A 17,744-nucleotide genomic window follows, 5' to 3' on the forward strand; every position below is an offset into this window, starting at 1 on the left:
CACCCCTCACAGCAGCTCCAGCTCACGGGCTCGCCGGACCGCGGCCGACCGCCGGGTCACGGCGAGCTTGCGGTAGACGCCCTTGAGATGTGTCTTGACCGTGTTGACCGACAGATACAGGTCGGCGGCGATCTCCTCGGTCGTCATCATCTGCGCGAGCCTGCACAGCACGTCGTGTTCCCGCGCGCTCAGCGACTCGACCGGCGGGCGCTCCTCCTCCGCCGCGGCGCCCAGCAGGACGGCGCGCTGTGCGGGCTGCGGCGCCCGCAGTGTGTGGACGCGCGCCGCGGAGACCGAGGCCGCGCACGCCTGCCCCACCGGCCTGCGCAGCTCGTGCGGGAGCCAGCCGGCGCCGTCCGGCAGGGCCGCCACGGCCTCGGCGGACGGCGGCGCCCCGCTGTCCATCACGCCCACCAGGTGCGCCACCAGGGAGCCGATCCCCGCGACGAACGGATCGGGCGTCGCCCGCAGGGCGCTGCGGGCCCGGGCGAGTTCGGCGCGCGCCCGCGGCGACTCGTGCCGCGCCAGCGCCACCCAGGCCCGGACCACGTGCAGGGACGGCGGGAGGGGCGCCTCGGGTGTGGAGGCCGGCAGCGGCGGCCGCAGGGCGTGGCCCGCGAGTTCGTCCGCGGCCCTGAAGCGCCCGTGCAGCACGGCGAGCAGCGCGAGTTCGGCGAGGCAGTCCCGGCGCAGCACGACGTTGCCTGCGGCGCCTGCGGCCTTCAGCGCCGCCGCCAGGGAGGCCTCGGCCGCCTTCAGTCCGCCGTCGCGCAGTTCGGCGCGCCCGCGGACGGACAAGGTCAGGGCCCGCAGTTCCGGACGGTCCGCGAGCAGGCAGTGCGGCACCTGCGCGAACAGCTGCTCGGCGTCCGCCGCGGCCGTCCGCGCGGCCTCCGGATCGCGGCAGCGGTCCTTGGCCATGCGGATGACGGCGTGCGTCAGCCGGCACCGGGCGATCCGGTCGCCCTCCTCCGCGGGCACCTCCGCGAGCAGCTTGTCGGCGAACTCCAGGCCCTCGGCGCACGCCGGCTCGTCGCCACGCCGCAGGGCGGCCGCCGCGGCGACGAGGCCGGCCTCCGCGTCGAGCGGCTGCCCGGGAAGCCCGAGGTCGTCGGCGGGCGACCCCTGCACGAGCTCGGCGGGCAGCCGGTCGTCGGTCAGGGCGAGCACCCCTCCGATCGCCAGCCGACGCACCACCAGACGGGCGGCGTAGTCCCGGTCGCCCGCCGACAGTGCATGGCGGACCGCCTCGGCGACGAGCCCGTGCTCACCCAGCCAGGCCGCGGCCCGGCGGTGCAGCCCGGGCTCCAGGTCCGGTGCCTCGTGGCGCAGGCGTACGCGCAGCACGTCGGTGAACATGCGATGGCACCGGTACCAGCCGCGTCCGGCGTACTGGAGGAAGGAGTTCCGCTCGACGAGGGCGGCGAACTGCGCGCCCGCCTCCTTGCCCGCGAGCTCGGTGGCCAGCTCGGCGTTGAGGTGCTCCAGGATGCTGGTGGAGACCAGAAGCCTGCGCATCTCGGGGCTCTGCCCGTCCAGGACCTCCTCGACGAGATAGCTGACGACGGCCTCGTCGTCGCCGGCGAACCGCGCCACGAACCGCTCCGGCTGGGGATGTTCCGCCATGGACATCGCGGCCAGGCGCAGGCCCGCCGCCCACCCGTCGGCCCGCCTGCGCAGCGTGCTGACGGCCGGCCTCGACACCTCCACGCCGTGCTGGGCCAGCAGGGCCGAGGTCTCCCGGTCGTCGAACGCGAGGTCGGCGGTGCGCAGTTCGGTCAGCTCACCTGCCAGGCGGTGCCGGTGCAGATGCAGCGGTGGGTCCCGGCGCGAGAGCACGACCAGCCGCAGCACCGGTCCCGCGTGCCGCAGCAGCCGTGCCGTACCGCGGGCGACGGGGGAGCCGGCCTCCGGCTGGAAGTCGTCCAGCACGAGGACGACGGGCTCCTTCCGCGCGGCGAGCGCGGCGGCCAGCGAGGCGACCAGGACCGGCCGTTCGGCCGCCGCGTCGGCATGGACACTCCCGTCCTCGGCCGTCACCAGGTCGCGTACGGACGCGTCGGGCTGGTCGGTCTCCGGCTGGAGCACGTCCGGGAACGGGGGCAGCTCGACGCCCGCCTCGCGCAGGGCGGTCGGCACCCGCGACCAGAAGACGTCGGGTTCCTCCTCCGCGCCGTCGCAGGTGACCCAGGCCACCGGGCCGGGTGCGCAGCGGGTGTGGGCCCACTCCACGGCCAGGGCGGACTTGCCCGCGCCGACGGGTCCCACCACCACGGTCAGCGGTCCGAGCACGCCGCGGCACAGACGGTCCGTCAACCGGGGGCGCGGCACGAGCCAGGCCGGCAAAGGTGGCACCCCGACCTGGCTCGGCAGGGCGGTCGCCGGGGACGCGCTGCTCGCGTCCGGCGGCCGCTCCCGTTCCGTCCACTCGTCCATCGCCGGTCACCTCACTACGGGGTTGGCTGGCGCACGTCAGACGAGTCTGGTCCGGACTGCGCGGAAGGCACATGATCCGGAGCCCATTTCACCCGGGTGAAACTCGATCACCGTTCTGTGGTGCGGCGGTGCACTGTGACGGGTGGTTCATCCCTGCAGTGCCGCGACGAGTTCCTCCTCCCGCTCCTTGGTGAGGTTGGTGCGCAGCACGGTGGGCTCGAAGGGGCGCAGCGCGTCGCGGACCCGGTCGGGCGTGGAGTGGCGCACGAGCGCGAAGACCGCGGCACGGCCCGGCTCCAGCTGGTTGGCGACCTCCTTGACGAACTGGTCGTTGACGCCGACGTCCGTGAGCTTGCCCGCGACCGCGCCGGTGGCCGCGCCGACCGCGGCACCGAACACCGGCATCAGGAACAGCAGGCCGAGCAGCGACCCCCACAGGGCGCCGCCCGCGGCACCGGCCGCGGTGGGGCTGAAGGACTGGTGCACATGGATCTTGCCGTCCGTGGTCCGCCAGGCCACCGCGGCGTCCTCAAGGTCGAGGAGCTCCTGCTTGGAGAGCTCCTTCGACAGGCGCATCACGGCTTCGGCCTTCTCGCGGTCGGAGAAGCCGAGCACGACGAGATCGGTCATCACAACCTCCTGGTGTCATGGCCGGACGCCCGGCCTTCTTGGCGGTGCTCCGCGGCGGCCCGGTCCAGCCGCTCCACGGCGGTGGCGAGTTCGCCGACCACGGTCTCCAGCGTCTCCTCGGTCAGGAAGCCCTCCGCCACGGGCATGCCGCCCGTGTCGCGGATCGCCTCCCGCAGCTGCCTGGCCCACTTGTGCTCCAGCAGCACGAACCCGGCCGCGGTGCCCGGTTCCAGCTCGCGGGCGAGCTCCCGGATCTGCTCGATGCTGAGCCCGAAGGCGTTGGACTGGGTCAGGGAGGGGAACACGGCCTCGGCCTCCCGCAGCGTGCCGCGCGGGATGCCGAGCAGCGCGGCGACGGTCTCGCCCATGCCCTCGGCCTGGTAGTCGGCGGAGACGAGGTCGCCGTCCAACTCCTTCAGCACGAACAGCAGGTCGAGCACGCGGATCTGGCCGCGGTCCTCCAGGGACATCAGTTCCTCGACGATCCGGCCCTCGAACTTCGCGTCGGGCCCGAACCCGACGGCCAGCAGTTGTACCGGCCCGATACCGGCCATGGCCGCTCCCTTCGACGTGGTCGAGTCCATCCAGCCGCGATCCGGCCCGCTGCGCGTCACCCGCCGCAGGTGAGGAACCGGACCGGGGCCCGGACGCGGCGCGGCGGCCGGGGCCTGGCCTGTGCGTCGTCGTGTTCACCCTCTTCGGTCCGCAACAGCCGCGCCCGCCTGCGGAGTTGCCTCACCCGCGGCGGGTGAGGTGGCCCGCCCGGGGCCCGCAGAAACTGACGGCGACCGGAAGCCGGCGGCAGGGGGTGGGGGAAATGAGCGCACGGAAGAAGGGCGAGCCCATCGGTCCCGAGAACGACGAGGCGGGGCGTCTGCGGTTGTGGGGACCGTATCTGAGTGAGCGTCAGTGGGGCACGGTCCGCGAGGACTACAGCGACGGGGGCGACGCCTGGTCCTACTTCCCGCACGACCACGCACGCTCGCGTGCCTACCGCTGGGGCGAGGACGGCCTCGGCGGCATCAGCGACGAGAAGCAGCGGCTGTGTCTGGCGCTCACCCTGTGGAACGGGCGCGACCCGATCCTCAAGGAGCGCGCCTTCGGGCTCACCAACAGCGAGGGCAACCACGGCGAGGACGTCAAGGAGTACTACTTCTACCTCGACAGCACCCCCAGCCACTCGTACATGAAGTGGCACTACAAGTACCCGCAGGCCGCGTTCCCCTACACCGACCTCGTGCGCGTCAACCGGGCCCGCACCCGGCAGGACTACGAGTACGAGCTGCTGGACACCGGGATCTTCGACGACGACCGCTACTTCGACGTCACCATGGAGTACGCCAAGGCGGCCGCCGACGACGTGCTGGTCCGCATCACCGTCGCCAACCGCGGCCCCGACGAGGCGGTCCTGCACGTGCTGCCCACGCTGTGGTTCCGCAACACGTGGTCGTGGCAGGAGGGCGCCGCCAAGCCGCGGATGAGCGCGGCCGAGGGCCCCCGCGGCACCGCTACGATCCGCGCCGAGCACCCCGAACTGGGCGACTACGAGTGCCGGTTCGCCGCACCGGTCCCGCTGCTGTTCACCGAGAACGAGACGAACAACGAGCGGCTCTTCGACTCGCCCAACGCCTCCGCCTACGTCAAGGACGGCATCGGCCGGTACGTCGTCGACGGCGAGCGCGCGGCGGTCAACCCGGCCCAGCAGGGCACCAAGGCCGCCGCCCACCACGTGCTCACCGTCCCGGCCGGCGGCGCCGAGACGCTGCGGCTGCGGCTCGCGCCCGCCGGATCCAAGTTGTCCCTCGCCCGCGGCTTCGACACCGTCCTCAAGGACCGCATCGCCGAAGCAGACGCCTTCTACGCCGAGTTGACGCCCGAGGGAGCGAGCGAGGACGAGGCGCGGGTGCTGCGCCAGTCGCTCGCCGGGATGCTCTGGACCAAGCAGTACTACCTGTTCGACCTGGAGGCCTGGCTGAACGAGCACGGCCTGGACCCGTGGAGCCGGCCCCGCCCCGGGGTGCGCAACCGCGAGTGGTTCCACATGGTCAGCGACGACATCGTCTCCATGCCCGACAAGTGGGAGTACCCCTGGTTCGCCGCCTGGGACCTGGCGTTCCACACCGTCGCCCTGTCGACCGTGGACATCCGCTTCGCCAAGGAGCAGCTCGAACTGCTCCTCCAGGACGCCTTTCTGCACCCCAACGGCCAGATCCCCGCCTACGAGTGGAACTTCGCCGACGTCAACCCGCCCGTGCACGCCTGGGCCGCGTACTTCGTCTACCTGATGGAGGAGCGCACCTCCGGCCACGCCGACCTCGGCTTCCTCGAGCGCTCCTTCCAGAAGCTCCTGACGAACTTCACCTGGTGGGTCAACCGCAAGGACCCGGGCGGCCGCAACGTCTTCCAGGGCGGCTTCCTCGGCCTGGACAACATCGGCGTGTTCGACCGCAGCGCCCCGCTGCCCACCGGCGGCACCCTCGAACAGGCCGACGGCACCGCGTGGATGGCCCTGTACTGCCAGTCGATGCTGCAGATCGCCGTCGAACTCGTCGAGCACAACCCCTCGTACGAGGAACTGGTCCTGAAGTTCGTCGAGCACTACCTGTGGATCGCCGCCTCCATGGACCGCGTCGGCGACCTCGGCGACGAACTGTGGGACGAGGAGGACGGGTTCTTCTACGACGTGCTGCGGCTGCCCGACGGCGAGGCCGTCCGCCTGAAGGTCCGCTCCCTGGTGGGCCTGCTGCCGCTGTGCGCCGCCACGGTCTTCCGGCCGGAGCAGCTGGCCCGGGTGGAGGGCCTGGGGGAGCGGCTGCGCCGGTTCGCGAGCCGGCACCCCTCGCTCTCCGTGACACTGGCCTCGGCCCAGGCGGGCGGAGCGGGCGGCCCCCGGCTGCTGTCCGTGGTCGACGAGAAGAAGCTGCTCAGGGTACTCGGGCACCTCCTGTCCGAGGACGAGTTCCTCAGCCCGTACGGCATCCGCTCCCTCTCCCGCGTGCACGCCGAACACCCCTACAGCTTCTGGGTGCACGGCGAGGAGTACCGGGTCGGCTATCTGCCCGCGGAGTCGGACACCGGCATGTTCGGCGGCAACTCCAACTGGCGGGGCCCGGTCTGGTTCCCCATGAACGCCCTGATCGTGCGGGCCCTGCTCAACCTCTACGGCTTCTACGGCGACGACCTCACCGTCGAGTGCCCGACCGGCTCCGGCACCCGGATGACCCTGTTCGAGGTGGCCCGGGAGATCTCCGAGCGGCTCACCCGGCTCTTCCTGCGCGACGAGAGCGGCCACCGGCCGGTCTACGGCGGCCAGTCGAAGTTCCAGGACGACCCGTACTGGCGGGACCTGATCTCCTTCCACGAGTACTTCCACGGCGACAACGGCGCCGGCATCGGCGCGGCCCACCAGACCGGCTGGACCGGCCTGGTCGCCCCCCTGATGAAGATCTTCGGCACCCTCACCCCCGACGACTTCCTCGCCGAGGGCTTCCGCAGGACGCGGCCGGTCCGGGTCGATTCCTAGGCGGTCGGTGGCTGGTCGAGGGCGGCTTCCGCCGGGTGGCGGCCGTTCGCCGTCGGGGTCCACTCCGCGCCGGTCTGGGCGCGATAGGCGGCGACGGCCGCCTCCAGGGTCGGGAAGAAGTGGGCCGGGTCGAGGGTGCGGGTCAGCTCGTAGAGCTCGATCTTGCGCCGCACCGGGTCCTTGAGCTCGGCGAACACCAGGCTCACGCCCTGCTCGTTGAGCGCCTCGTCCAGCTCCTCCAGCTCGTCCGCCGCGGTGGTGTCCACGTCCGTCACGGGCTCGGCCGCCAGCAGCACCCACACCGGCTTCGGGTCCGTGCGGGTCAGCCGCATGATCTCGTGCCGGAAGGCCTTGGCGTTGGCGAAGAACAGCGGACCGTCGAAGCGGTGGATCACCAGGCCCGGCAGCTGCTCGGCCTGAGGGTAGGAGCGCACGTCGTGGTAGCCGGGCAGCCCCGGCACCCGCCCCAGCACGGTGTTGTACGGCCACCAGGCGCGCCGGAAGACGTTGAGGATCGACAGCCCGACCGCCACCCCGATGCCCGGCAGCACACCGAGCAGCGCGACGCCGAGGAACGCCGCGATGGACAGCGAGAACTCCGTCCTGCGCTGGTGCCACAGCCGCCGGGTCCCGGCGAGGTCGGCCAGCGACAGCGAGGCGGTGATGACGACGGCGGCCAGCGCCGGCTGCGGCAGGTTGCGGAACAGCCCGGGCAGCAGGACGAGCATCAGCACGATCAGGACCGCGCCGACGACGCCGGTCAACTGGCTCCTGGCGCCCGCCCGTTCGGCCACCGCCGTCCGCGAGCCGCTGGTGCTGACGGGGAAGCCCTGGAACAGCCCGGCCGCCACGTTGGCCGCGCCGATCGCCGTCATCTCCTCGTTGCCGCGCACCTCCTGGCCGGTGCGGGCGGCGAACGCCGAGGCGTTGGAGATGGTGTCGGCGAGGGACACCAGGGCGATGCCCAGCGCCCCGGCGCACAGCGGTCCGAGGTCACCCCAGTGGACCGACGGGAGGCTCAACGGCGGGAATCCCTTGGGCAGTTCGCCGACCAGGCTGACGCCGTGTCCGCCCAGGTCGAAGGCCGACGTCGCGGCGATCGCCAGCACCACCATGACCAGCACCGCGGGCACCTTCGGCAGCCAGCGCTGCAGCACCAGGATCAGCACGATCCCCCCGAGACCCACCGCGACCGCCGCCCCGACCGTCTTGCCGTCGGCCACGCCCCGTACGAAGGCGCGCATCTCGTCGATGAGCCCGTCGGCGTCGGTCTTGAAGCCGAACAGCTTCGGCAGCTGCCCGATCAGGATGGTCAATGCCAGCCCGTTCATGTACCCGATCATCGTGGGCTTGGAGATCAGGTCGGCGATGAAGCCCAGCTTGCACACCCCGGCCAGGACCGTGACGGCGCCGACCATCAGGGAGAGCATCGAGGCGAGGGCCACCGCGCGGCCGCTGTCGCCCCCGGAGGCGATCAGCGGCAGGATCGTCGCCGCGATCATCGGGCCGAGCGAGGAGTCCGGGCCGAGCACCAGGATGCGCGACGGCCCGAAGACGGCGTACGCCAGCAGGCAGACCACCGACGTGTACAGGCCGGTGATCGCCGGCAGGCCCGCCAGCTCCGCGTACGCCATGCCCTGCGGGACGAGCAGCGTGGTCAGGACGATGCCCGCGACGGCGTCCTTGACCAGCCACTCGCGCCGATAGGCCAGGAGCGTGCGCAGCCCCGGCGGGACCCGGCGGTGACCTTTCCTGTCGTCTCCTGCCATCCCGGACTCCTGTCAGCCCGTGACGACCTGCCGGGCGGCGGCCTGCCGGGCCACCGGCGAGGTGCTGCGCCGACCGCGGGCGACGACCTTGCCGAGCTCCCACAGCCCCAGCAGCACGAGCGCCGGCAGCAGTGCCCAGCCGAACTGCCCGATGGTGAGCGGGGTGGTGCCGAGCAGCCGGTTGAAGACGTCCGTCTGGGTCGCCAGGACGGCGAGCACGAACTCGCCGAACATCGCCCAGTTCATCTGCCGGCTGTCGAAGGTGTCCAGCGTCACCGCGGTCTCCGTCTCGCTGCGGCACTCGACCGCGGCCACGATCAGGCAGAGCGCGAACGAGGTGAAGGCGATGGAGTTGCCGACCTCCGTGCTGTCGAAGCGCGACTCGCCCAGCTTGATCAGTGACAGCAGCGCGATCGTGATCGCCAGCCCGGCGAGCCCGACCGTCCACATCAGACTCCTCGTCATCACCGGCTCGCCGCGGGGCCGCGGCCTGCGTGCCATCAGCCCCGGGCTGACCCGGTCGAAGCCCAGCGCGAAGCCGAACGCGGCGTTGACGAAGAAGTGGATCCACAGCACCTGGGCCGGCGAGAACGGCTCCCCGTCCGCGATGTTGAACAGGGACGCGCCGAGGAAGGTCAGCACGAACACGACCAGCAGCACCAGCACGAAGCGGATGTACTTGGTGAGGTTGTCGTAGATCTTGCGGCCCTGCTCCACCGCGAAGACGATCGTGGCGAAGTTGTCGTCGGACAGGATCAACCGGCCCGCGTTCTTGGCCACTTCGGTGCCGGAGCCCATGGCGATCCCGATGTCCGCCGCCTTGATGGCGGGGGCGTCGTTGACGCCGTCCCCGGTCATGGCGACCACGTCGCCCTTCTTCTTCAGGGTGTCGGCGAGCAGCACCTTGTGCTCGGGCGCCACCCGGCCGATCACCCCGATGCCGTCGATCCGCGCCAGCCGCTCCTCCTCGCTGAGGGCGGCGAAGTCGGAGCCGAGGACGGCCTCGCCCTCGATGCCGACCTGCGCGGCGATGGCCGCGCCGGTGACGACGTCGTCGCCGGTCACCATCCGCACCCGGATGTTGGCGGCCTTCGCCCCCTCCACCGCCTTCCTGGACTCCTCGCGCGGCGGGTCCTCCATGCCGACCAGGCTGGTCATGCGGAGCTGGGTGACATGGGCCAGCAGGTCGTCGTCGGCACTGAAGGCGTCCGCGTCGATGTCGCGCGTGGCGGCGGCCATCACCCGCCGGCCCGCCCGCTCCATCCGCTCCATCTCCTCGTGCGCCCGCTTGTCGAGCTCGGCGTCCCAGGGGATGCCCGCGCCGTCCGACAGCGCCGTCGCCGCCCGCCGCATCACCGCGGGCGCCGCCCCCTTCACGAAGCAGCGCACCACCGGCCGGCCCTGCGCGTCCGTCGCCTGGTGGAAGGTGGCCATCAGCTTGTACGAGGGGTCGAAGGGGAGCGTGGCCAGGCGGGGGAGCCGCTCCCGCGTGGCGTCGATGTCCAGCCCCGCCTTGTGACCGAGCACCAGCAGCGCCCCCTCCGTGGGGTCGCCCACCACCTTGCCGCCCACGAGCTTCGCGTCGCTCGCCATCAGGTACGGCAGGATCACGTCCTCGAGGTCGGAGGAGCGCCCGGCGGCATGGTGGATCCGGCCCTCCAGTTCGTACCCGGAGCCGGAGACGGTGTAGCGGTCGTAGGCGTCCACGATCTCGACCGCCGTCATCTGGTTCAGCGTCAGCGTGCCGGTCTTGTCTGAGTTGATCGCGGAGGTGAAACCCAGCGTCTCCACCGACGGCAGGTCCTTCACGATGGCGTGCTGCTTGGCCAGGTCCAGGCTGCCCATCGACAGGATCGTCTGCGTGACGGTGGGCAGCGCCTCGGGGATGGCCGCGATCGCCAGCGACACGGCCGCGACGAACAGCGCGTCCCAGGCGTCGCCGCGCGAGCGGCCCAGCACGAACATCACGATCATGGTCAGCCCGGCCGCGCTCGCGATCCACAGCGTCAGCCGGTCCAGTTCCCGGGTCAGCGGCGACTCCTCGCGCGGGGTCGAGGAGAGCATCCCGGAGATCTTGCCCAGCTCGGTGGCGGAGCCCGTCTCGGTGACGAGCATGACGCCGCTGCCGTGCGTGACGGGGGTGTTCATGAACGCCGAGTTGGCCCGGTCCCCGGGGCTGAGGTTCTCGCCGCGCACGACCTCGGTGCCCTTGGCGGCCGGCGTGCTCTCGCCGGTCAGCGCGGACTCGTCGATCTGCAGGGCGCTCGCGGTGACGATCCGCCCGTCGGCGGGCACGTCGTCCCCGGCGGCGATCAGCACGACGTCCCCGACGACGACCTCCTCCGCGGGTATCTCGTTCTCGGTGCCGTCCCGCCGTACCCGCGCGGTCGCCTTCATCATCGACTTGAGGGCGTTCATGGCGCTCTCGGCCTTGCCCTCCTGGCGCATGCCGATGACCGCGTTGATCTGCGTCAGCACCAGCAGCAGCACCGCGGTGCCCCACTCCTGGATGGCCAGCGACACGATCGCCGAGGCCACCAGGATCAGCTGCATGTAGCTGCGGTACTGGTCGAGCATCCGGCGCCAGCCCGGCCGGGGCTGCTCCTCGGGCAGGGCGTTCGGGCCGTCGCGGCCGAGCCGTTCGGCCACCTGCGCGCCGCTGAGGCCGACGGCGGGGTCCACGCCGAGGACGTCCGCCACGGCCTGGGGCGGCTGTGCGTACCAGGGTTCGGCCGCGGCCGCGCGGCCCTGTTCCCGCTCCGCGGGGGAGGTCATCGTCCGTGCCTCCGCTTCCGGTGGGCCGCGACCGACGCGGCGTACGGATCGGCCGGCGCGCCGGCCGGGGCCTCCGCCTCGAGGTCCTGCTTGACCAGCGACAGCTCGTGCCGGGCCTTCTCGCCGACCTCCGGGTACTGGGGGTCGAGGTCGATCAGGGTGTGGGCGAGCACCGCGGCGGCGCAGATGCGGGCGTACCACTTGTGGTCGGCGGGGATGACGTACCACGGCGCCCAGCTGGTGCTGGTGGCGGACAGCATGCGGGAGAACGCCAGCTGGTAGTCGTCCCACCAGGCGCGCTCCCGCACGTCGGAGGCGGAGAACTTCCAGTTGCGCTCCGGTACGTCGATGCGCTTGAGGAAGCGGGTGCGCTGCTCCTCCTTGGAGAGGTTCAGGAACAGCTTCACCACCCGGAAGCCGTTGTCGTGCAGATACCGCTCCCAGTCGTTGATCTCCCGGTAGCGCCGCCGCCACTTGCCCTTGCGCTTCGCCTCGTCCGGCAGCCGCTGGCGGTCGAGGAGCTCGGAGTGCACCCGCACCACCAGGACCTCCTCGTAGTGCGAGCGGTTGAAGATGCCGATCTCGCCGCGCCGGGGCAGCCGGCGGGCGTACCGCCACAGGAAGTCGTGGTCGAGCTCCTCGTCGGAGGGCACCTTGAAGTTCGACACGTGCACGCCCTGCGGGTTCACCCCGGTCATCACGTGCCGGATCGTGCCGTCCTTGCCGCCCGCGTCCAGGGCCTGCAGGCACAGCAGCACGCCGTTCCTGCTCTCGGCGGCCAGCCGCCGCTGGTAGTCGGCCAGCATCGCGACGCCGGTCTCCAGCAGCTCCTGGCCGTCCTTCTTCTTCGGGATGCCGGTCTTGTCGCCGGGGTCGAAGTCACGGGACAGGTCCACCTTCGACCCCGGTTCCACCCGCAGCGGTGCGATGAACTCGGCGATCCGCTTTGCGCGTTCGTCCTTCATCGGCGCGATCCCCGCTCGTCAGTAGGACTCGTCCGGCTGCACGACGCACAGCGCCCAGATGATGAATCCGTACAGCGCGATCAGGGTGACGGACCAGAACGGCTGGTACGGGATGTCGAGGAAGTTGGCGATGATCAGCAGCGCCGCGACGCCCACGCCCATGATCCGTGCCCACGTCGCCTTCATGACGAGGCCGATGCCCACGGCCATGGCGACGACCCCGAGACCCAGATGGATCCAGCCCCAGCTCGTCAGGTCGAACTTGAAGACGTAGTGGGGGGTGTTGATGAAGACCTCGTCGTCCGCGATCGCCATGATGCCGCGGAAGATGTCGAGCATGCCGCACATGACGAGCATCACTGCGGCGAACGCCGTCAGCCCGCCCGCGACCGCCAGGGTTCCCTCCGAACGCCGGTGATGCGTGGTGGTGGTCATGGCAGGACCTCCGTCCTCGGGTCGGCCGCGTGACGCGGCATCTTCCCCATGTCCTACTCCGGCGCCGCCGCCCCGGCGTCACCTCGGAAGGGTGAGGACGGGGCCGTGGAGGGTGAGGCCGGGTGTCTCAGAAGCGGTGGTAGTGCACGGCGCTGGCCACGGCCACGTCCTGGACCGAGGCGTGGCGCCGGCTGAACGGGATCCAGAAGAGGCCCACGGGCAGGGCGATGCACAGGACGGCCCGCAGCAGGGAGCGGGTGATGCCGAGCAGCCGTCCGGTGCGGCAGGTGACGCGCAGCCCCAGCAGCCAGTCGCCGAGGGTGCCGCCGGTGGTGGCCCAGCTCATGCCCAGGTAGAGCACGGCGATGGCCCAGCCCAGCACGCCGGTCAGCCAGAGCGAGAGGTCCGGCATGTGGAAGGGCGGCCCGGTGACGATCAGCCGCAGCCCGCCGAAGGCGAGCTGCACGGCCAGCCCGATGCAGGCCACCACGATCGCGTCGACCACGGCCGCGAGGCACCGCGACACGACCCCCGCCGTGCCGGCCTGCGCCTCCCCCCGCTCCGGCTGTGTCACGGTGTCTGCCCCTGCGGCGGTGCGAGTCCGTCGACCCCGCCCGGGGGCGCACCGGGTCTGTGCAGCAGCCGGTCGGCGACCCGGTTGACCATCCGGTCGGCCCGCATGCTGCGCACCCGCAGCGCGTCGACCGTCTCCTCGGCCATCCCGCCGCTGGTGTCGCGGACGATCCGGCCGAGGTCGATCTCCTCCAGCACGGCCCGGGTCAGGGCGACCAGGTCTACCCGGTCGATCACGGCGTCCACGTCCAGCCGGGCGGCGATCCGGTCGACGTCGATGCCCGCCGCGATCCGGTCGATGTCCAGACGCGCCACGATCCGTTCGAGGTCGATGCGGTCGGCGACGCGGTCCACGTCCAGCCGGGCGGCGATCGCGTCCACGTCCACCCGGGCCGCCACCCGGTCGACGTCGATCTCCTCGGCGATCTCGTCGATGTCCACCCGGCGGGCCACGCGCATCACGTCCACCCGGTCCGCGACCCGGTTCACGTCGAGGCGGGCGGCGACGTCGTCCAGATCGAGCCGGTCCAGCACGGCGGCCGTCACCGCGGGAACCACCCGGTCGGCCATCCACCCCGCGGTCCCCAGCGCGTACCGCGCCACCCGTCCGGCGAGGTCGAAGGGGTTCACGAGGCCGATCCTGGTCATCTCTGCACGGCACCACAGCTGCGCCGCCGGCGCCTCATCCGCTACGGGTGATCCGCGTGCCGGGAGCCGCGTGCCCGGCGGGATTCCGGGTGGTGGGGTGAAGATCACAGGGTGTGGACCGCATCGGCGCACCCCGCGCTGAGTACGGTGTGCGGGTGCCGAAGCGCAAGAACACGTTCTCATCCTGGCGGCGAAGCCTCACGCAGCGCGCCGTCCACGCGGGCTGGGCCTGGGTGCAGCGCACCGGCTCGGTCACCGCCGAGCGTCCGGGACGCTTCCGCTTCGGCGCGCTGGGTGCCCACACCCGGCTCGCCTTCCCGCTCGGCACCGTCTTCGGCGAACCGTGGATCCACATCGGGTCCCACTGCATCGTCGCCGAGCAGGTCACGCTGACCGCCGGCCTCATGCCCGACCTCGACCTCGGCACCGAGCCGATCCTGCGCATCGGGGACGGCGTCGTCCTCGGCCGCGGCAGCCACGTCATCGCCGACACGTCGGTCACCATCGGCAGCGACTGCTACTTCGGCCCGTACGTCTACGTGACGTCCACGAACCATTCCTACGACGATCCGCACGAGCCCATCGGCAAGCAGTGGCCGCGGATGGAGCCGGTGGAGATCGGGCCCGGCTGCTGGATCGGCACCGGCGCGGTGATCCTGCCGGGCGCGCGGATCGGGCGGAACGTGGTGGTGGCCGCGGGCGCGGCGGTCCGGGGCGTCGTACCCGACCACTCCGTGGTGGCCGGGGCACCGGCCCGCGTCGTACGCCGCTGGACGCCCGCGGACGGCTGGCAACCGCCTCTCAGGACCCCGGCACCCGTCCCCATACCGGACGGAGTCACCCCCGAACAGCTCCTGGCCCTCTCCGAGCTGGACGAGGAGACGGTGCGGAAGCTGGCGGAGCTGGACGCGGACGCCCAGCCCGTGGCCGGCAACGACGCCTAGCCCGTGGCCAGCAGCAGGGTGCCCACCAGGGCGAGGCCCGCGCCCGCCGCCTGTACGGCGAGGAGGCGTTCGCGCAGGAAGCCGCGGGCGGCGAGTGCGGTCACCACCGGGTAGAGCGAGGCGAGGACGGCCGCCACCGTCACGGGGCCGTGCTGCGCGGCGACCGAGTACGTGCCGTTGGCCGCGACGTCCGCGAGGCCGACGAAGGCGAGCGCGGGCAGCGAGGCCCAGGGGAATCCCCCCGCGGGGAGGGCCTCGGCGCCCCGCCGGACGGAGGCGAACAGGGCGATGCCGCCCGCGGCCACGTTCGTCACCCGCTGCACGAAGAGCGCGAGGAACAGGCCGGTCACGGTCGTGGACGCCTCGGCGATCAGCGCGAACACCGTGCCGAAACCGAGCGCCGCGACGAGCGTGAGCAGGATGGCCCGGCGCTGCACGGCGGCGCCGCCGAGCCGGGGCCCGCCCGCGAGCACCACACCGGTGATGGCGACGGCGATCCCGGCGACCTGCATCAGCCCCGGCCGCTCGCCGAGGAAGAGCCCGACACTCACCGGCACGGCCACGCTCAGCGTGGCGAGCGGCGAGACCACGCCCATCGGGCCCAGCGCGAGCGCCTTGTAGAAGGCGATCATCGCCACCGGCCCCACCAGACCCGCCGCGAAGGCGAACCACAGACGGGGCCCCGCCTCGCTCCAGCCGCCCGTCGCCACCACGATCGCGCCGAGCACCGCCGCCGCGATCGTCTGCGAGACGACGACCACGGTGAGGGCAGGGCTGCGCCGGGTCAGCAGTCCGCCGCCGAAGTCGGCCAGCCCCCACAACAGGCTGGTGGCCAGGGCGAAGAGTGCTGTCACGGGGTGCCTCGCAGTACAGTTCGGTGAACGATCGGGTGCAGCACAGCGTAGTGCAGCCAAGTGGACCGGGTCATCTAAAATACTGGCCTCCCGCGCTCCCGTTCGCTCCACCCCCTGCAGACGGACATTGGACGGAACGTGTCGGACCTCGACCTGCTGACCCAGTCCCTGGCGCGCAACGTCAAGCGCTGGCGCAACGACCGCGGCTTCACCCTGGACGCGCTCGCGGCCCGCGCCGGGGTCAGCCGGGGCATGCTCATCCAGATCGAGCAGGCCCGCACCAACCCGAGCATCGGCACGGTCGTCAAGATCGGCGACGCGCTCGGGGTCAGCATCACCACCCTGCTCGACTACGAGCAGGGCCGGCAGGTCCGTATCGTTCCCGCCGAGCAGGCGGTCCGGCTGTGGAGCACCGACGCCGGCAGCTACAACCGGCTGCTCGCGGGCACGGAGGCCCCCGGGCCGCTGGAGATGTGGGACTGGCGGCTCATGCCGGGCGACAGCAGTCCGTCCGATCCGCACCCCACCGGCACGGTCGAGCTCGTGCACGTGCTTGCGGGCGAACTGACGCTCACCGTCGACGGCGAGAAGCACCGTGTCCCGGCCGGGTCGAGCGCCTCCTTCGAGGCCGACACCCCGCACACGTACGGCAACGAGGGCGGCGAGCCGATGGAGATGGTGATGGCGGTCTCCGTCCCGCCGGTGCGCTGAGGCGGCCTGCGGAAGCCGGGGTCCGGGGGCCTGTTAGCGTGCGGCCATGCGCGCACCCATCGGACACTTCGACATCGCCGTCCCGGCCCCCGACGCCCTCGACGACCTGACCGCCCCGGTCGCCGAGGCCGTACGGAACTGGCACGGCAGCGTCCCCGCCGACCAGATCGTCTACGTCGACACCGACCCGCAGTGGGCCGACACCGCCGTCTTCGTCGAGCACTACGGGCAGGAGCTGCTCGACCAGTCGGCGAACTGTGTGGTGGTGGCCGGCAAGCGGGGCGGCGAGACGACCCTGGCCGCGTGCATCGTGCTCTCCACGACCCGCGTCGACGTCAACGGCGTCGTCCGCCGCCAACTGGGCGCCCGCAAGGCCTCGTTCGCCTCCATGGACATGGCGACGGGCGAGACCGGCATGGAGTACGGCGGCATCACCCCGATCGGCCTCCCCGCCGACTGGCCCGTCCTGGTCGACTCGGCCGTCGTCGACCTCCCCTACGTCCTGGTGGGCAGCGGCCGCCGCCGCGGCAAACTCCTGGTCCCCGGCAAGGCATTCACAGAACTCCCGAACGCGGTGGTCCTGGAGGGCCTGGGCGCCTAGCGGCAGCCGGGGCCGTCGCCCAGCGCGGTCTGCTTCGGCTCCGGTACGTCACGCCGACGGCATGGTTCCGAGTGTCTGGGGTCGGGCTGTCGCGTGGTGGGCCAAGGCCAGGTGCGGGTCCTGCTGGTCCGGGGTCGGGGTCGGATCCGCGTGGACCAGGGCCGCGGTGAGGTTGGGGATCGCGTGCAGCAGGGCGTGTTCGGCCTCGACGGCGATCGCGTGGGCGGCCCGTACGGTCGCGTCTCCGTCGACCACCACCGCGACCTCGGCCCGCAGCCGGTGCCCGATCCAGCGCAGCCGCAGCTCGCCGATCTCGCGCACGCCCGGGACCTCGCGCAGCGCCCGCTCGGCCCGGTCCACCAGGGCCGGGTCGACGGCGTCCATGACGCGCCGGAACACCTCGCGCGCCGCGTCCCGCAGCACCAGCGCGATCGCTGCCGTGATCGCCAACCCCACCAGCGGGTCGGCGAGTTGCCACCCCAGCGCGGAACCGAAGGCCCCCAGCAGCACGGCCAGTGAGGTGAACCCGTCGGTGCGGGCGTGCAGCCCGTCGGCGACCAGCGCCGCCGAACCGATGTCCCGGCCCACCCGGATCCGGTACCGGGCCACCCACTCGTTCCCGGCGAACCCGACCAGCGCCGCCACGGCCACCGCCGGCACGTGCGCCACCGGCCGCGGATCGAGCAGCCGGTCCACCGCGGCCCAGGCCGCGAACGCCGCCGACGCCGCGATCGTCAGCACGATCGCGATCCCGGCGAGGTCCTCGGCCCGCCCGTAGCCGTAGGTGAACCGCCGTGTGGCCGCCCGCCGCCCCAGCACGAACGCGATGCCCAGCGGTACGGCCGTCAGCGCGTCCGCGGCGTTGTGCACGGTGTCCCCG

General features: G+C 72.3%; 15 protein-coding genes. 4 read left to right on the top strand and 11 right to left on the bottom strand.

Going from position 1 to position 17,744, the window contains the following annotated elements:
* Positions 1–6 precede the first annotated feature (6 nt).
* The 3 genes from ACFU97_RS43660 to ACFU97_RS43670 all read right to left on the bottom strand — a co-directional run bounded on the left by ACFU97_RS43660 (position 7) and on the right by ACFU97_RS43670 (position 3,620).
* The gene (locus tag ACFU97_RS43660) at positions 7–2,436 is read right to left on the bottom strand and encodes a LuxR C-terminal-related transcriptional regulator (protein WP_384268258.1); all 2,430 of its coding nucleotides are present in this window, start codon (positions 2,434–2,436) and stop codon (positions 7–9) included.
* 147 nt (positions 2,437–2,583) lie between these two features.
* Positions 2,584–3,066 (bottom strand): DUF1269 domain-containing protein, encoded by a 483-nt coding sequence (locus tag ACFU97_RS43665; RefSeq protein ID WP_384268261.1) that lies wholly within the window; start codon positions 3,064–3,066, stop codon positions 2,584–2,586.
* Positions 3,066–3,620, bottom strand: a complete 555-nt coding sequence (locus ACFU97_RS43670) for a DUF1269 domain-containing protein (RefSeq protein WP_384268264.1) — start codon at positions 3,618–3,620, stop codon at positions 3,066–3,068. The genes ACFU97_RS43665 and ACFU97_RS43670 overlap by 1 nt, the downstream gene beginning before the upstream one ends.
* Positions 3,621–3,883: 263 nt before the next feature.
* Between ACFU97_RS43670 and ACFU97_RS43675 the strand changes: the two genes are divergently transcribed.
* Complete coding sequence (locus tag ACFU97_RS43675; RefSeq protein WP_384268267.1) at positions 3,884–6,589, top strand: glucosidase; 2,706 nt, start codon at positions 3,884–3,886, stop codon at positions 6,587–6,589.
* Here ACFU97_RS43675 and ACFU97_RS43680 read toward each other — a convergent pair.
* The 6 genes from ACFU97_RS43680 to ACFU97_RS43705 form a co-directional block, all read right to left on the bottom strand.
* Positions 6,586–8,358 (bottom strand): SulP family inorganic anion transporter, encoded by a 1,773-nt coding sequence (locus ACFU97_RS43680; protein WP_384268270.1) that lies wholly within the window; start codon positions 8,356–8,358, stop codon positions 6,586–6,588. The genes ACFU97_RS43675 and ACFU97_RS43680 overlap by 4 nt on opposite strands.
* Positions 8,359–8,370: 12 nt before the next feature.
* Positions 8,371–11,133: a cation-translocating P-type ATPase gene (locus ACFU97_RS43685; protein WP_384268272.1), complete on the bottom strand. Its 2,763-nt coding sequence runs from the start codon at positions 11,131–11,133 to the stop codon at positions 8,371–8,373.
* Positions 11,130–12,098, bottom strand: a complete 969-nt coding sequence (locus tag ACFU97_RS43690) for a polyphosphate kinase 2 family protein (RefSeq protein ID WP_384268274.1) — start codon at positions 12,096–12,098, stop codon at positions 11,130–11,132. Before ACFU97_RS43690 ends, ACFU97_RS43685 begins: the two co-directional genes overlap by 4 nt.
* Before the next feature lie 18 nt (positions 12,099–12,116).
* A complete protein-coding gene (locus ACFU97_RS43695; protein WP_384268277.1) occupies positions 12,117–12,533 on the bottom strand; it encodes a hypothetical protein in 417 nt (138 codons plus the stop codon).
* A 127-nt stretch (positions 12,534–12,660) separates the two neighbouring features.
* Positions 12,661–13,107 (bottom strand): RDD family protein, encoded by a 447-nt coding sequence (locus tag ACFU97_RS43700; protein ID WP_384268279.1) that lies wholly within the window; start codon positions 13,105–13,107, stop codon positions 12,661–12,663.
* Positions 13,104–13,754, bottom strand: coding sequence for a hypothetical protein (locus tag ACFU97_RS43705; protein WP_384268281.1), 651 nt, complete (start codon positions 13,752–13,754; stop codon positions 13,104–13,106). The genes ACFU97_RS43700 and ACFU97_RS43705 overlap by 4 nt, the downstream gene beginning before the upstream one ends.
* Positions 13,755–13,909: 155 nt before the next feature.
* On the opposite strand from ACFU97_RS43705, the gene ACFU97_RS43710 reads away from it, so the two are divergent.
* Complete coding sequence (locus tag ACFU97_RS43710) at positions 13,910–14,698, top strand: acyltransferase (RefSeq protein WP_384268282.1); 789 nt, start codon at positions 13,910–13,912, stop codon at positions 14,696–14,698.
* Here ACFU97_RS43710 and ACFU97_RS43715 read toward each other — a convergent pair.
* The gene (locus tag ACFU97_RS43715; RefSeq protein ID WP_384268283.1) at positions 14,695–15,552 is read right to left on the bottom strand and encodes a DMT family transporter; all 858 of its coding nucleotides are present in this window, start codon (positions 15,550–15,552) and stop codon (positions 14,695–14,697) included. The two genes, ACFU97_RS43710 and ACFU97_RS43715, sit on opposite strands and share 4 nt — an antisense overlap.
* A gap of 138 nt (positions 15,553–15,690) precedes the next feature.
* On the opposite strand from ACFU97_RS43715, the gene ACFU97_RS43720 reads away from it, so the two are divergent.
* Both ACFU97_RS43720 and ACFU97_RS43725 read left to right on the top strand, forming a co-directional pair.
* Positions 15,691–16,263 (top strand): helix-turn-helix domain-containing protein, encoded by a 573-nt coding sequence (locus ACFU97_RS43720; protein ID WP_384268285.1) that lies wholly within the window; start codon positions 15,691–15,693, stop codon positions 16,261–16,263.
* Positions 16,264–16,309: 46 nt separating this feature from the next.
* The gene (locus tag ACFU97_RS43725; protein ID WP_384268288.1) at positions 16,310–16,864 is read left to right on the top strand and encodes a YbaK/EbsC family protein; all 555 of its coding nucleotides are present in this window, start codon (positions 16,310–16,312) and stop codon (positions 16,862–16,864) included.
* A gap of 48 nt (positions 16,865–16,912) precedes the next feature.
* Here the strand turns inward: ACFU97_RS43725 and ACFU97_RS43730 are convergent.
* Positions 16,913–17,744, bottom strand: an 832-nt coding sequence (locus ACFU97_RS43730; RefSeq protein WP_384268290.1) for a cation diffusion facilitator family transporter, incomplete at its 5' end; no start/stop codon positions are given.

This window comes from Streptomyces sp. NPDC057616, assembly GCF_042800575.1.
GTDB lineage: Bacteria > Actinomycetota > Actinomycetes > Streptomycetales > Streptomycetaceae > Streptomyces.

Bases quoted from the DNA above. Each gene is read 5' to 3' on its own strand.
- ACFU97_RS43685 (WP_384268272.1), bottom strand. From the start codon at position 11,133: ATGACCTCCCCCGCGGAGCGGGAACAGGGCCGCGCGGCCGCGGCCGAA.
- ACFU97_RS43665 (WP_384268261.1), bottom strand. From the start codon at position 3,066: ATGACCGATCTCGTCGTGCTCGGCTTCTCCGACCGCGAGAAGGCCGAA.
- ACFU97_RS43705 (WP_384268281.1), bottom strand. From the start codon at position 13,754: ATGACCAGGATCGGCCTCGTGAACCCCTTCGACCTCGCCGGACGGGTG.
- ACFU97_RS43695 (WP_384268277.1), bottom strand. From the start codon at position 12,533: ATGACCACCACCACGCATCACCGGCGTTCGGAGGGAACCCTGGCGGTC.
- ACFU97_RS43680 (WP_384268270.1), bottom strand. From the start codon at position 8,358: ATGGCAGGAGACGACAGGAAAGGTCACCGCCGGGTCCCGCCGGGGCTG.
- ACFU97_RS43725 (WP_384268288.1), top strand. From the start codon at position 16,310: ATGCGCGCACCCATCGGACACTTCGACATCGCCGTCCCGGCCCCCGAC.
- ACFU97_RS43690 (WP_384268274.1), bottom strand. From the start codon at position 12,098: ATGAAGGACGAACGCGCAAAGCGGATCGCCGAGTTCATCGCACCGCTG.
- ACFU97_RS43670 (WP_384268264.1), bottom strand. From the start codon at position 3,620: ATGGCCGGTATCGGGCCGGTACAACTGCTGGCCGTCGGGTTCGGGCCC.
- ACFU97_RS43660 (WP_384268258.1), bottom strand. From the start codon at position 2,436: ATGGACGAGTGGACGGAACGGGAGCGGCCGCCGGACGCGAGCAGCGCG.
- ACFU97_RS43675 (WP_384268267.1), top strand. From the start codon at position 3,884: ATGAGCGCACGGAAGAAGGGCGAGCCCATCGGTCCCGAGAACGACGAG.